The following is a 13,331-nucleotide window of genomic DNA, read 5'->3' as shown; positions in this document are numbered from 1 at the left end:
CCGACCGAGGTGTCTGGCAAGCTGCATCGACCTGAAAAATCGGGCCGATTATGGATTCAACGCTGATCGTTCAAGTCGGTGCATTTTTTCAATATCCCCCAATCAGTCCCCTCTCCCTCCGGGAGAGGGTTAGGCGGGCGGCGATCCGATGAGGGGCTTTTGCCTTTACAATGCCCGCCACCTCAAACACCGGCCCGCCCATGGACATCGATCTCGCTCGCACCTTTCTGGAAATCGTCCGCCACGGCAGCCTCGCCGCGGCGGCGCAGAAGCTGTTCGTCACGCAAACGGCGATAACCGCTCGCGTGCAGAAACTCGAAAGTCAGCTGGGCAGCACGCTGTTCGTGCGTAACCGCGCCGGGGCGAAACTGACGCCCAATGGCGAGGCTTTTGTGGTTTACGCCAATCAACTGGTGCAAACCTGGGAAGCCGCGCGCCGCGACCTGCCGCTGCCCGAGGGCTATCACAACGTGCTGCACATCGGCGGCGAAGTCAGCCTGTGCAACCCGTTGATGCTCAGTTGGGCGGCGGAACTGCGCGAGAAGATTCCCGGGCATGCCCTGCGCATGGAAATCCGCGACGGCGAAAACCTCCTGCGCCAACTCGAACTCGGTGTGCTCGACGCCGCGCTGGTCTACCAGCCGGAATACTGGCCGGGCTTGCAGGTCGAGCAAGTGCTGGAAGAAAAACTGATCCTGGTGCGAGCCCCCGATCGTCCCGATCCCTACGTCTACATCGACTGGGGCCCGGACTTCCGCCGCCAGCATGACGCGGCCCTGCCGGAAAAAGCCAAAGCCGCGCTGAGTTTCAACCTCGGCCCGCTGGCCCTGCAGTACATTCTCGAACACGGCGGCAGCGGCTATTTCCGTACCCGAGTCGTGCGTACTTATCTGGAAAGCGGCGCCCTGGAAGCGGTGACCAAAGCCCCGGAGTTCGGCTATCCGACTTACCTCGTGTACTCACGCGATCGCGATTCGGCGACGCTACAGCAAGCCTTCCATCTGCTGCGCGAAGTGATCCGCACCGATGATGACTGGTCGCAACGCTGGAACCCGCTGAGCTGACGCGGCGGCTTCACAGCCGATCATGGCGCATGTGCCATGGAGGTCCGGCCTGCACATACGGCCGGATCGGCTAATCTGCCGGGTATAACAACAATCCCGCAGGTGATGCAGTGAGGCAGACCACCGAGGCATTTCGCAGCCGCTATCGTGCGGCCATTCATCCGCTGTACAACCCGTGGCTGCACGGCGCCTTCGTGCTGCTGTTCGGTGTGTTGGCCATTGGTGGTTTCTGGAGCAGCGTGCACCAGGTCAGCCTGCTGGAATGGCTGACGGTGCCGTTGACCCTGCTGTTTTTCAATTTCGCCGTGTACATGGTCCATCGTCATCTCGGCCACCACAAAAAGACCTTCGCGAAAATGTTCTACGCCCGGCATGCCGGCGATCATCACAGTTTCTTCACCCCCGGCCACATGACCTACGACAGCGCCCGCGACTGGCGAGTGATTCTGTTCCCAGCGTGGCTGATCGTGCTGCACACACTGCTGATCACCCTACCGTTGTGGTGGCTGCTCGCACAGGTAAACGCCAACGTGGCCGGGTTGTCTGGCGGCTGCATGGTCCTCGGTTATCTGACTTACGAGATATTCCACGCCTGCGAACACCTGCCGCCACACAACCCGCTGACCCGCCTGCCGTGGATCCGCCAGATGCGCCACTTGCACGAGCTGCATCACCGCCGCGAGCGCATGCAGGAGCGCAATTTCAACATCGTTTTGCCGCTGATGGACTACCTGTTCGGCACCCTTTACCGGGAGCCGGAAACCACCCCTTTGAGCGATTCGAAAATGCCCATGACCCGCCTGCAACACCCGATCGATATCGCTGGCGAACCCATCGCCGTGCTGGCCTATGCCGCCAGTGTCAGTCGCTGGCCGGAGTGGCACCCCTCGTCGCTGAAAATCGACGGTGCGCAAGGCCCTTTGCATGCAGGCGCGCGCTTCGAAGAGGACATTCATGCCGGCGGGCGCGCGGGCCATTTGCACTGGGAAGTCACCGAATACCTGCCCGGCCGGCGCTGGTGCGCGCGGGCGCAGGGCGATCATGGTTTGTCGCTGCTGCTGACCTATGAATGCAGCCCCGAGGGCAGCGGCACGCGTTTTGTGCGCACGCTGGATTATCGCTTCGACGGACTGGGCATGCGCATCGCCAATCGCTTGCTGCTCAAACGGCGCATCGAGCGCGAATCCGCCGCATCGATGCTGGCGCTGCGCGACATGGCCGCCCGCTACCTGGCCTCGGCGAGGGCCAGCGCGTGAAGCTGAGACATCTGCTGTTGTTGCTGGTCCTCATCGTCATCGGCTTTTTATTGTTGATGCCCACCAGGGTCGAACCCGTGGCCTGGACGCCGCCGCCAGCGCCATCGCTGACAGAAGGTCTCTACGCCGAGAACCAGAAACTCAAAGGCGCAGCGCAGGTCGGGCCGAGCGACATCGAAGGGCCGGAAGCCTTGCTGCTGGAAAGTGACTTCCTGATCACCGGGCTGCACGACGGCCGACTGATCCGCACCAGCCTCGACGGCCAGCAACGCAAAGTACTCGCCGACACCGGTGGCCGCCCGCTGGGCCTGGCCCGGCATCCGAACGGCATGCTGGTGATTGCCGACGCGGTCAAGGGTTTGCTGTCCCTTGATGCGCAGGGTCAGCTGGTGCCTTTGACCACGGCGGCCAATGGTCTGGCGTTCGGGTTCACCGATGACGTCGCCATCGACAAGTCAGGGCATTACGCCTATTTCAGCGATGCTTCCAGCCGCTGGGGTTATGGCCATGACGGCGAAGCAATCATCGAGCACGGCGGCGATGGACGCCTGCTGCGCTATGACTTCCAGAGCGGCAAAACCAGTGTCCTGCTGGACAAGCTGGAGTTCGCCAACGGCGTGACCCTCGGCCCGGATGACGCCTATGTGCTGGTCAACGAAACCGGCGCCTATCGTATCAGCCGCTATTGGCTGACCGGGCCGAAAGCCGGCACTCACGACCTGTTTATCGATAACCTGCCGGGGCTGCCGGACAACCTGGCGTTCAATGGCAGCAATCGGTTTTGGGTGGCGTTGTATGCGCCGCGCAACAAGCTACTAGACACCACCGCAGGGTATCCATTCGTGCGCAAGATGATCGTGCGAGCGTTGGCGGTTTTGCCTAAGCCGGTGGAGAAGCGCGGGTTTGTCCTGGGGCTGGATCTGGAGGGCAAGGTAATTGCCAATTTGCAGGATGCCAGCAGTGGCAATTACTCACCGATTACCACGGTGCGTGAGTATGGGCCGTGGTTATATTTTGGCTCGTTGAAGGCGACGCATATGGCGCGGATGCCATTGGATGTGGCCCTGAAGTGAATCTGGCAACTTTGTGGTGAATGCGCTGACGCCATCGTCGGAACGCCGCCCGGAGCAGGCTCGCTCCCACAGGGTTATTTGCTGACCACAGCATTTGGGCTCAACGCAATCCACTGTGGGAGCGAGCGTGCTCCGGGCGGCGTTCCGACGAAGACGGTCTGTCAGTTGCTGGACTTGTCGAACTTGTCCGGATCTTCGTCTTCGGGCAGATCCTCATCCGGCTCTTCGGGATTGGCCGTGGTATGCGCCGGGCTGTTCGGTTCGGGATGCGTGGGAACCGGGTCGAATGCGCCCTGCTCTTCACTGGGGAATTTGGGATCGTTCATAAGGCACCTCGCAATGAGTCGGATGGAAGACTCTGTACATTCGAGGTGCCGGTCGTGGCTGTCGTTCCCGTCGATCCGCAACCGCAGGTCGGCGGGTCAATGGCGAATCAGGACGGCGCCTGCAAATGTCTGACGATTTCGTCTTTGACCTTCAGGCGCTTCTCTTTGAGTTTTTTCAATGCGTCGTCGGTGGGAGCATCTGAAGTGGCCGTTTCGGCTTTGACCACCTCTGCGTCGGCTACGGAGTATTTGTTGATCAATGAATCCAGTCGTGGATCCTGGGTGCGTTTTTGCTGGATCTCTTCCTTCGTGAAACTCAAGTCCTGAAACAGATCATGGGTCACCGGCATGGAACACCTCCGTCAGTTGATCGGCTGGCCAACGCGACCGATTGCGCTGGCCAGTTATCAGAATGGCCTCGGTTGCACGGTTCTGTCGACCACCTGTCAGACCAGCGGTGCCCGTTCGTCGCCCTGTCGCAAATGCGATCAAACCTTTGCTCGCCGTATTCCCTCCATTGGTTAACACCAACAAAAACTGCGTGGAGATACACCAATGGACGGATTCAACCTGCGTCATCTGGTTCTGGCTGTCGCGTTGAGCAGCGGCATGGGCAGCGCTTTCGCTGCAACTGACAATGACTTCGTCGATAACGCCGCGGCCGGTGGTATTGCCGAAATCGAAACCAGCCGCCTCGCTTTGGAAAAAAGCCAATCGGCTGACATCAAAGCGTTCGCCAACATGATGATCACCGATCACGGCAAGGCCAACGATGAGCTGGCGACTATTGCCAAGGCCAATGACATCGAAGTTCCGGACGAAACGACGCTGGTCAAACAGGCCAAGGAAAAGATCCTCGATATGCGCGACGAGTCCTTCGACGCCGCTTACGCCAATAATCAGGTGAAGGCTCATGAAGAGACCATCGAGCTGTTCAAGAAACAAGCCAATACCGTGACGGATGACAAGGTCAAAGGCGCCCCTGAACTGAAGGCATTTGCACAGAAAATGTTGCCGGCGCTGGAGAAACATCTGGCAGCGGCGAAAGAGCTGCAGGCCAAACATCCTAGTAAGTAAAAGCTTTACCCTCACCCCAGCCCTCTCCCGGAGGGAGAGGGAGCCGATCGAGGTGGATGTTCGAGTTACGCCGACCTGAAACTTCGGCTTCGAACTCAGGTACTGGAGTGCAACTCCGATTTTGAACTGCCCCCGATCGGCTCCCTTTCCCCCTCGCCTTTCCGGAGAGCGAGACGGAGCCGATCGTGTTGAATGTTCGAGTCACACCGACCTGAAATCCAGAGTTGAACCTGGCTTTTGAAAGGCACCGAGATCGGCTCCCTTTCCCCTCGCCCCCTTGGGGGAGAGGGCTGGGGTGAGGGGGATCGATGTCAGCAACACCACAAACCCAAAGCAAAAAAAGGCCGCATCCAGATAGATGCGGCCTTGTCATATCCGCCGAAATCAACCGCCATCGGTATCAATATCGGCATCCGTCTCCTCCCCCGGCTTCGCCCGATCCGGTTGCGGTTCGAAGCCCGGACTGAACTCATTGTCGTTGTCCGTGTGCTTGTTCTTCTGGTCCACTGCCGGGTCTGCGCTCTGCGCCTGACCGTCATCGCCCTGCTGCTGCGTCGGCGCCGGCTGCCCCGGCACCTGCGGGTCAATCGCTGGATCATTGCGGTTAATCGGTTCGCCAGATTGGCTCTGTTGCCTGGTTTGCTCGTTCATGGCCACCTCGTTGGTCAAAACACCCCCGACACACATCCGTCGGGTGTTAAAGATTCGAAGCCTGGCCCGCGCCAACGTTCAAAACTTCGCCGCCCGCTTGATGGTGCCAGTTGGAACGCCGCAATTACCGGCTCAAGGCCCGAGCGAGAAACGGCGCGGTTTTGCTCTTCTTGCTCGCCGCAACCTTCTGCGGTGTGCCCGCCACCACGATTCGACCACCCTGATCCCCCGCGCCCGGACCGATGTCGATCACCCAGTCACTCTGCGCGACCACGCGCATTTCGTGCTCAACGACAATCACCGTGTGCCCCGCCGTCACCAGTGTATCCAGCTGTTCCAGCAGCCGATCGACATCACGCGGATGCAGCCCGGTGGTCGGCTCGTCCAACACATACAAGGTCGCGCCGCGCTGATTGCGCTGCAACTCGGTGGCCAGTTTGATCCGCTGCGCTTCGCCACCGGACAACTCCGTGGCCGGCTGACCCAGGCGCAGGTAACCCAGGCCAATATCGCGCAGCACTTCCAGTGACCGGCGAATCCCCGCTTGCTCGGCAAACACCGTCACCGCTTCCTCGACGGTCAATTGCAGCACCTGCGCAATGCTCAAACCCTCCCAGAGAATCGCCAGGGTCTGCGGGTTGTAGCGCGCGCCATGGCAAGTCGGGCACGGCGCATAAACACTGGGCATGAATAACAACTCGACACTGACAAAGCCTTCACCCTCGCAGGTGGCGCAACGGCCCTTGGCGACGTTGAAGGAAAACTGTCCGGCGTCGTAGCCGGCAGCCCGTGCCGCGTCGGTCGCGGCGTAGAGCTTGCGCACGCTATCGAACAACCCTGTGTAAGTGGCCAGATTGGAGCGTGGCGTGCGGCCGATGGGTTTCTGGTCGACCTGCACCAGTCGCTTGATCGACTCCAGCCCCGACGTCACCTGGCCGCTGCTGATCTGCGGCGCGTCGTCCTCGAGGCTGAGTTCTTCCGGCTCGCTGTCCACCGTCGGCCGCCCCAACTGCGCGCCGACCAGCTCCAGCAGGGCCTGACTGACCAGACTCGACTTGCCCGAGCCGGACACGCCAGTCACCGAGGTGAAGCAACCCAGTGGAAATTCGGCGCTGAGGTTATTCAGGTTGTTGCGGGTGATGCCATCAAGTTTCAGCCACGCCGTCGGTTTGCGCGCGGTGCGTGCCTGGCGCTGCGACTCGGCAAACAGATAAGCCCGCGTCTGCGATTGCTCGATCTCGGCCAGACCAGCCGGCGGGCCGCTGTACAGCACCTGCCCACCCTGCTCGCCCGCCGCCGGGCCGACGTCGATCAGCCAGTCGGCGCGGCGCATGGTTTCCACATCGTGCTCGACCACAAACAGCGTGTTGCCGTCAGCCTTCAAGCGCTGCAACGCCTCGAACAACGCCTCGCCATCGGCCGGGTGCAAACCGGCGGAGGGTTCGTCGAGCACGTAGATTACCCCGAACAATTGCGAGCCCAGTTGCGTCGCCAGTCGCAAGCGCTGCAACTCACCGGACGACAGCGTCGGGGTGCTGCGCTCCAGCGCCAGATAACCGAGGCCCAGATCGGTCAGGGTGCTGACCCGCTCCAGCAGATCCTCGGCGATGCGCTGCGCCGCCAGGCGTTTTTCCAGTGACAGGTTGGGCGTGTGCCGCACATCCGGCGCGCTGGCGTGGCCACTGGCGCCATGAGCGACGCGCTGCTGGCGGGCCTCGCGGGTTTGCGCGTGACTTAAGGTCTCGCCGGTTTCTTCAGCGTGTTCGAGGTAGCTGGCCGCCGCCACCGGCCGCAGCACCTCGGCCACTTGCAGCAATGGCATCTGCGACAGCTCACCGATGTCATACCCGGCAAATGTCACCGACAACGCTTCACGTTTCAGGCGTTTGCCATCGCATAACGGACAAGAACTGCCGAGCATGAACTGCGAAACGCGCTTTTTCATCAGCGCACTTTGCGAGTGAGTAAACGTGTGCAGAATGTAGCGCCGGGCGCCGGTGAAGGTGCCCTGGTAACTCGGCTCCATCTTGCGTTTGAGGGCGACGCGGGTTTCTTCCGGGGTCAGCCCGGCGTACACCGGCACGGTCGGGGTTTCTTCGGTGAAGAGAATCCAGTCGCGCTGCTTTTTCGGCAGTTTTTTCCACGGGATGTCGACGTCGATGCCCATGGTCACGAGGATGTCGCGCAAGTTCTGTCCCTGCCACGCCAGCGGCCAGGACGCCACCGCGCGCTGGCGGATGGTCAGGTTCGGGTCCGGCACCATCAGCGCCTCGGTGACTTCATACACCCGGCCGAGGCCATGGCATTCGGGGCACGCGCCTTGCGGGGTGTTCGGCGAAAAGTCCTCGGCATACAACATCGGTTGCCCCGGCGGATAACTGCCGGCGCGCGAATAGAGCATGCGGATCAGACTCGACAGCGTGGTCACGCTGCCCACTGATGAGCGCGTACTCGGCGTGCCGCGTTGCTGTTGCAGGGCCACGGCCGGCGGCAGGCCTTCAATGGAGTCGACATCCGGCACGCCGACCTGATCGATCAGCCGTCGAGCGTACGGCGCCACCGACTCAAAGTAACGGCGCTGGGCTTCGGCATACAAGGTCGAGAACGCCAGTGACGACTTGCCAGACCCGGACACCCCGGTGAACACCACCAGCGCATCGCGGGGAATGTCGACATCAACGTTCTTCAGGTTGTGTTCACGGGCGCCACGTACCCGGACCATGCCGTTGGGCGCTTTGGAGGTGCGTTTGGAAGTCATCGACCTGCCTTGGTGAAGGAATGTTCTACGCTCAGCTACCGAGCACCACCCGAATCATCTGCAACATGGCTTCCGGGCTGTACGGTTTGCCAAGCAAGTGCGTGTCAGGGCTTAACTGGTGATTGCGTGAAATGATGTCGCGGGTGTGCCCGGAGGTGAACAGCACCGCCACCGGCGGCGTCTGCACCTTGGCCCAAGCGAACAGGTCGGAGCTTTTGATCAGCCCCGGCATGACCACGTCAGTGAAGATCAGGTCCACCTCGACACCTTCGAGGAGCATTTGCATGGCCGCATCGCCATGACCGGCGGTCAGCACGCGATAACCCTCCTCGAGCAACAATTCGACCGCCGAAGCGCGCACGGCGTCATTGTCCTCGACCACCAGAATCGTTTCGTGGCCGCCGCTCTGCTGCCTTTGCAGACCGGGCGCCTCATCAAGGATCGGCCGCAGACTGCGCGGGAAGTACAACTGCACCCGCGTGCCCTCGCCGAGGGTGCTGGTGATCTCGACATGCCCGCCGCTCTGTTTGACGAAGCCAAACACCATGCTCAAGCCCAGCCCGGTGCCCTGACCGTCAGCCTTGGTGGTGAAGAACGGCTCAAACACTTGCTCGAGAATCTCTGGCGGGATGCCGGCGCCGGAGTCACTGACCGCGACGCGGACAAACTCACCGGGAACGATGCCTTTACCGGCACAGAACTCGCGTTCGAGTCGCACGTTGGCAGCGCTGAGCGCAATGGTGCCCTCGCCCTTCATCGCATCGCGAGCATTGATCGCCAGGTTGAGAATGGCGTTTTCCAACTGGTTGCGGTCGACGTTGATGTGCCACGGCTTTTGCGGCAGTTGCACGTCGATCTGAATAGTCTCACCCAGCGCACGCTGCAGTAATTCGCCGACACCTTCGAAAATCTGCTGCGGGTTGCACACCGCCGGCGACAGAGGCTGGCGCCGGGCGAACGCAAGCAATTGCGAGGACAGCTTGGCGCCGCGCTCGACTGCTGCCAGCGAGGCGCTGACGCGGCGCTGCACGTTGGCATTGTTCGGTTCATGGCGCGCGAGCAGATGCAGATTGCCGGCGATCACTTGCAACAGATTATTGAAATCGTGGGCGACGCCGCCGGTCAGGCCACCAATCGCTTCAAGCTTCTGTGACTGGCGCAACTGCTCTTCAGCCGCCAGCCGCGCCTCGACTTCTTCGCCCACGCGCTGTTCGAGGTTGCGGGTAAATTTGAGCAGGGATTCTTCGGCGATCTTGCGTTCATGAATGTCGATCAGCACGCCGGGAAAGCGCAACGGCGCACCGTGTTCGTCGAACTCACAGGCGCCACTGGCCAACACCCAGGAATAACTGCCGTCACTGCGCCGCACGCGATACTCGGCGTTATACGGCTCACCGGTCTGCACGGAATGGGCGACGCGCTCTTGTACCCAGGCGTGGTCATCGGGATGGATGCGCGACTCGGCGATGTCCTGGGCCAGATTGCTCAGGTCATGCTCCGGCGGATAGGAGAACGTGCGGGCGAATCGCTCGTCTGCCGACAACGTGTTGTTTTTCACGTCCCAGACAAACGAGCCGAGCAAGGCCCCGGCATTCAACGCCAGACGCACCCGCTCGTTGTCGGCGCGGTAAGCACTTTCAGCTTCCTGCCGCCGGCGTTCGGAGTGCATGAACTCGGTGGTTTCCACCACCATCGCCATCACCCCGGCCGGCTTGCCGTCATCATTGGCCACCGGGCTGTAATACAGGTCCATCCAGACGTCTTCGGGGACGCCATCGCGCAACAGCACCAACTCTTTATTGCGAAACGACAAGGTGCCGCCGGCCAGGCAGGTATCGACCACATGCCGGTTGAAATCGGCGACTTCCGGCCAGCCCAGCTCCACCGGCGCACCGAGTAGATACGGGTGCCGACCACCGGCAAATTTCGAATAGGCATCGTTGTAGATCATGTACCCGGCATAGCCCCAGAGCATGACCATCGGCAGCGGCGACGCCAGCATCAGTTGCACCGCGCTGCACAGGCTGGCCGGCCAGCTGTTCAGCGGACCGAGTTCAGTATGGCTCCAGTCGAACGCACTGATGCGCCCGGCCATTTCGCCTTTCCAGCCGTCACAACCATGGCTATCGGATAAAAACTGCATCGACTGACTCAGTGTCCTGTGGTGATTGCCCGATAAATCGCGACGCCATAACGACGCGACGCCCGTCTGTTTCGAGCGCCTCCAGTCGCATTGGTTTCATATGATATATAGCCGATTTCATCCGCGCCCGGAACCTAAACCCCGATCAGGTGCTTGAGCGGGTGGTAGCCGGTTTTCATTTTGGCGGCGGCGTCGAGAATGGCCTTCTCGATGCCGTTCAGATGCGTGCAGGTCAGCTCGATGGCGGCGCTCTGATTGCCGGCCTCGATGTATTCGATCAGGCGCAGGTGTTCGTTGTCGCGGCAGACTTCATGGCTGTCGTCGTCCAGCGCTGCAGCGTACAGCGAAGCGCGGGAGATCAGTTTCTGGAACCAGTCGAGCAGCACCGGGTTATTCAGGCTGCACGCCAGTTTGATGTGGAACTCACCGAGCAGATGGATCAGCCGTTCGTGATCGCCCGCCGCGTGGGCTTCATCTTCCAGCAGCAGGTGTTCGCGCAAATCCTGCATCGCCGCGCTGTCCTTGCGCCGGCACAGTTCGGTAACGATGCCGATCTCGATCAGCCGGCGGGTTTCAAACAGCGAGCGGAGCTCTTCATTGCTCGGCAGCGACACCGATGCCCCTTTATTCGGCTCGGTGGTGACCAGTCCATCGGCCTCCAATTGCTTCAATGCCGCGCGCACCGACGTGCGGCTGACATTGAATAATTCGGCCAGCGAGGCCTCACCCAGTTTCATCCCCGGGCGCAACGAACGCTTGCTGATCGCCTCGTAAACCCCTTGGTAGACGCGGTCGACCGTGGTTTCCGGTTTCTTTTCGGTCATTTGGGCACTCCTTTAACGTCGAGCAACTGAGTGCCACGCAGGATATAGCCTTCGGCTTCGAGATGCAGGGTCTTGATTGCACGTTGAGTGCGGATCAGCCATCGAGGCGGCGTCGCGCCACTTGTCTGCTCGTTGCAAGCAGGACACATGCGCCGGGAGGGGGGCGGTGAGCAGGCTCACGCGTACATTTGATCTTTCCCACGCAGTGCGTGGGAAAGATCTTACCGGGCTCAGTCAGTGCCGTACTTCGGCGAGCGCGGGCCGTATAGCAGGCCTGCCCGGTGTCCGGCCGAGAGCAGACGATTGCTCGCCACACCGGCAATCGGGTAGCCGGCATCGGTGGAGCTGTTGATGATCTGCTTCACTGCCGCCGAGATCAGCATGCCGACGATACCGCCGGCATTGCTATTGCCGCCCTCTTCGCTCGACGCCCGGGCCGAACCGGTCCACAGCGTCGTGCCACTTTTCAGGTCGACCAGTTTCGCCGTCGCGGTCACTGCTGTTTCGCTGCTGATCACCATGTAGCGCGTACCGTATTCGGTCACGGTGATGTACAGCGCAGCGTCCGCACCGAAGATTTCCTTCAGTTTGCCTGGCGGTGCCTGGTGGATGTCGTCCGGGGTGCTCAGACCGTTCTGGCGGAACGTCTCGTCAACCAGCGCAATCGGCAGCACGTAGTAACCGGCTTCGGCCAGTGGGAAGGTCACCTGCGACAACAGGCTGTAGGACGCCTTCATATCCGGCGAAGTGTTCAGCGGAGGCAGCACCAGAATGGTTTTCGGCCGCGCCTGTTTGTAGGCCGAGTAATCCACGGTCTTGGGCGCAACGCAGCCACCCAGCACGGTCAGGGCCAGACCGGCGACCAGCAGTTTCAAGGTGCGCGCGATCATTTCGCGTCTCCGGTCTTGGCGTTTTTGAGCAGGAAATCCATGTACGTCCCAGACTCAGGGAACAGGGTTTTCTCGGTTTTGAACTGCTGCACCATCTGGTCGTCCTTGCCCATGCTCAGATAGAGCAGGCCAAGGTGCGCGTGGTAACCCGGCGGTACAGCCTTGCCGGTGGAGCGGATTTTCTGCAAGTCACGTTCCAGCGCTTCGGCCTGGGCTTCTTTCGGCTCTTCGCCTTTGAAGTATTCGTAGACCTGGGGCTCGTAACCTTCCCACTGGTACAGGGTTTGCGGGCCGGAGGCACAACCGGCCAACAAGGCGCTGGCGGCCAGCGTCAGCGCCATCAGCGCGCGCGACAAAGTCAGATTCATGGGTGTTGCTCCTTGCAATGGGCGTCGATCAGTTGCCCGGTTTCCAGGCACCGGCGTTCATGCCATCGACCAGACGATTGATCGCCTCGCGCATGGCCAGATCCAGTACTTTGCCGTTGAGGGTGGAGTCGTAGGCAGCGGTGCCGCCGAAACCGATGATTTCGCGGTTGGACAAGGCGTATTCGCCGGCGCCCTGGGTCGAATAGACCACTTCGGAGGTACTGATATTGACGATATTCAGGTTGACCTTGGCGTAGGCCACCTGAGTCTTGCCACGGCCGAGGATGCCGAACAGTTGGTGATCGCCGGTCTCTTTGCGGCCGAACTCGGTGACGTCGCCGGTTACCACGTAATCAGCACCTTTCAGACGCTGAGCCTGGCCCTTGATCGCCGCTTCCTGCTGGATTTCGCCCATGTTGTCGCGATCCAGCACGCTGAAGCGGTTGGTCTGCTGCAAATGGGTGATCAGGATGGTCTTGGCCTGACCGCCGAGACGGTCGACGCCGTCGGAGAAAATCCCGCGCATATAGCTGGAGCGGTTGTCGAACTTGCCCACGGCCATTGGCACGCGAACGCCGGTCCAGACTTGTGTGGCGCTTTCAACCTTGGCCACCGGCAGCGCGCGGGAGCTTTCAGTGGCGCAACCGGCGAGTGTGCCGGCAATCGTGCCGAGCACGGCAATCGCAACGCCTGAGACCAGCATCCGGGAGATCATTCTCACTGAGTATTCCTTTTGAAAAACGGGGATGCCCCGACACGGCAAGGCGCTCGGGAGCTGAAAAGGGGCGGCATTATGACAAAGTGCCATCATTCACGACAGGCTTTTTTGACGCCAATGAATTGGCCGTCTTGAACATAAGCAAAACCCCTGTAGGAGTGAGCCTGCTCGCGATAGCGGTGT

Annotated in this window: 14 protein-coding genes; 5 read left to right on the top strand and 9 right to left on the bottom strand. The window is 61.0% G+C overall.

Annotated features, from left to right (window positions below; all coding sequences use genetic code 11):
* Positions 1-200: 200 nt before the first annotated feature.
* From HU754_RS13040 to HU754_RS13030, 3 genes are all read left to right on the top strand, one after another.
* The gene (locus HU754_RS13040) at positions 201-1,064 is read left to right on the top strand and encodes a LysR family transcriptional regulator (protein ID WP_007912548.1); all 864 of its coding nucleotides are present in this window, start codon (positions 201-203) and stop codon (positions 1,062-1,064) included.
* Between the two features lie 110 nt (positions 1,065-1,174).
* A complete protein-coding gene (locus HU754_RS13035; RefSeq protein ID WP_186624535.1) occupies positions 1,175-2,320 on the top strand; it encodes a sterol desaturase/SRPBCC family protein in 1,146 nt (381 codons plus the stop codon).
* A complete protein-coding gene (locus HU754_RS13030) occupies positions 2,317-3,393 on the top strand; it encodes an SMP-30/gluconolactonase/LRE family protein (RefSeq protein WP_186624534.1) in 1,077 nt (358 codons plus the stop codon). The genes HU754_RS13035 and HU754_RS13030 overlap by 4 nt, the downstream gene beginning before the upstream one ends.
* A gap of 161 nt (positions 3,394-3,554) precedes the next feature.
* Here HU754_RS13030 and HU754_RS13025 read toward each other — a convergent pair whose 3' ends face one another.
* Together HU754_RS13025 and HU754_RS13020 are read right to left on the bottom strand one after the other, a co-directional pair.
* Positions 3,555-3,719, bottom strand: a complete 165-nt coding sequence (locus HU754_RS13025) for a hypothetical protein (protein WP_007912545.1) — start codon at positions 3,717-3,719, stop codon at positions 3,555-3,557.
* A gap of 107 nt (positions 3,720-3,826) precedes the next feature.
* Entirely contained in the window at positions 3,827-4,069 is a 243-nt protein-coding gene (locus tag HU754_RS13020) for a DUF465 domain-containing protein (protein WP_186624533.1), read from the bottom strand.
* Here HU754_RS13020 and HU754_RS13015 point away from each other — a divergent pair.
* Both HU754_RS13015 and HU754_RS13010 read left to right on the top strand, forming a co-directional pair.
* On the top strand, positions 4,068-4,244 hold the full coding sequence (locus HU754_RS13015; RefSeq protein WP_186624532.1) for a hypothetical protein: 177 nt from the start codon (positions 4,068-4,070) through the stop codon (positions 4,242-4,244). The genes HU754_RS13020 and HU754_RS13015 overlap by 2 nt on opposite strands.
* Before the next feature lie 30 nt (positions 4,245-4,274).
* Positions 4,275-4,796: a DUF4142 domain-containing protein gene (locus HU754_RS13010; protein ID WP_186624531.1), complete on the top strand. Its 522-nt coding sequence runs from the start codon at positions 4,275-4,277 to the stop codon at positions 4,794-4,796.
* 384 nt (positions 4,797-5,180) lie between these two features.
* On the opposite strand, the gene HU754_RS13005 is transcribed toward HU754_RS13010, so the two are convergent.
* The 7 genes from HU754_RS13005 to HU754_RS12975 all read right to left on the bottom strand — a co-directional run bounded on the left by HU754_RS13005 (position 5,181) and on the right by HU754_RS12975 (position 13,145).
* Entirely contained in the window at positions 5,181-5,447 is a 267-nt protein-coding gene (locus tag HU754_RS13005; RefSeq protein WP_186624530.1) for a hypothetical protein, read from the bottom strand.
* Positions 5,448-5,571: 124 nt separating this feature from the next.
* On the bottom strand, positions 5,572-8,205 hold the full coding sequence (locus tag HU754_RS13000; RefSeq protein WP_186624529.1) for an excinuclease ABC subunit UvrA: 2,634 nt from the start codon (positions 8,203-8,205) through the stop codon (positions 5,572-5,574).
* Between the two features lie 31 nt (positions 8,206-8,236).
* Positions 8,237-10,348 (bottom strand): hybrid sensor histidine kinase/response regulator, encoded by a 2,112-nt coding sequence (locus tag HU754_RS12995; protein WP_186624528.1) that lies wholly within the window; start codon positions 10,346-10,348, stop codon positions 8,237-8,239.
* A 134-nt stretch (positions 10,349-10,482) separates the two neighbouring features.
* Positions 10,483-11,172, bottom strand: coding sequence for a GntR family transcriptional regulator (locus tag HU754_RS12990; RefSeq protein WP_095047854.1), 690 nt, complete (start codon positions 11,170-11,172; stop codon positions 10,483-10,485).
* Between the two features lie 230 nt (positions 11,173-11,402).
* Positions 11,403-12,062: a DUF799 domain-containing protein gene (locus HU754_RS12985; protein WP_186624527.1), complete on the bottom strand. Its 660-nt coding sequence runs from the start codon at positions 12,060-12,062 to the stop codon at positions 11,403-11,405.
* Positions 12,059-12,430, bottom strand: a complete 372-nt coding sequence (locus HU754_RS12980; protein ID WP_093430820.1) for a DUF4810 domain-containing protein — start codon at positions 12,428-12,430, stop codon at positions 12,059-12,061. The genes HU754_RS12985 and HU754_RS12980 overlap by 4 nt, the downstream gene beginning before the upstream one ends.
* Positions 12,431-12,458: 28 nt before the next feature.
* Positions 12,459-13,145, bottom strand: coding sequence for a CsgG/HfaB family protein (locus HU754_RS12975; RefSeq protein ID WP_161986630.1), 687 nt, complete (start codon positions 13,143-13,145; stop codon positions 12,459-12,461).
* Positions 13,146-13,331 lie beyond the last annotated feature (186 nt).

The sequence above is a fragment of the Pseudomonas zeae genome (genome assembly GCF_014268485.2).
Taxonomy (GTDB): domain Bacteria; phylum Pseudomonadota; class Gammaproteobacteria; order Pseudomonadales; family Pseudomonadaceae; genus Aquipseudomonas; species Aquipseudomonas neuropathica.
Note: the sequence above shows the minus strand (reverse complement) of the source record. Positions and strands in the feature narration are given on the sequence as shown.

What these genes read in the sequence shown, in the direction of transcription:
- HU754_RS13005 (WP_186624530.1), bottom strand. Translation starts at nt 5,447, where the DNA reads ATGAACGAGCAAACCAGGCAACAGAGCCAATCTGGCGAACCGATTAAC.
- HU754_RS13025 (WP_007912545.1), bottom strand. Translation starts at nt 3,719, where the DNA reads ATGAACGATCCCAAATTCCCCAGTGAAGAGCAGGGCGCATTCGACCCG.
- HU754_RS12985 (WP_186624527.1), bottom strand. Translation starts at nt 12,062, where the DNA reads ATGATCGCGCGCACCTTGAAACTGCTGGTCGCCGGTCTGGCCCTGACC.
- HU754_RS13040 (WP_007912548.1), top strand. Translation starts at nt 201, where the DNA reads ATGGACATCGATCTCGCTCGCACCTTTCTGGAAATCGTCCGCCACGGC.
- HU754_RS13015 (WP_186624532.1), top strand. Translation starts at nt 4,068, where the DNA reads ATGGAACACCTCCGTCAGTTGATCGGCTGGCCAACGCGACCGATTGCG.
- HU754_RS12980 (WP_093430820.1), bottom strand. Translation starts at nt 12,430, where the DNA reads ATGAATCTGACTTTGTCGCGCGCGCTGATGGCGCTGACGCTGGCCGCC.
- HU754_RS13010 (WP_186624531.1), top strand. Translation starts at nt 4,275, where the DNA reads ATGGACGGATTCAACCTGCGTCATCTGGTTCTGGCTGTCGCGTTGAGC.
- HU754_RS13020 (WP_186624533.1), bottom strand. Translation starts at nt 4,069, where the DNA reads ATGCCGGTGACCCATGATCTGTTTCAGGACTTGAGTTTCACGAAGGAA.
- HU754_RS12990 (WP_095047854.1), bottom strand. Translation starts at nt 11,172, where the DNA reads ATGACCGAAAAGAAACCGGAAACCACGGTCGACCGCGTCTACCAAGGG.
- HU754_RS13000 (WP_186624529.1), bottom strand. Translation starts at nt 8,205, where the DNA reads ATGACTTCCAAACGCACCTCCAAAGCGCCCAACGGCATGGTCCGGGTA.
- HU754_RS12995 (WP_186624528.1), bottom strand. Translation starts at nt 10,348, where the DNA reads ATGCAGTTTTTATCCGATAGCCATGGTTGTGACGGCTGGAAAGGCGAA.
- HU754_RS12975 (WP_161986630.1), bottom strand. Translation starts at nt 13,145, where the DNA reads ATGATCTCCCGGATGCTGGTCTCAGGCGTTGCGATTGCCGTGCTCGGC.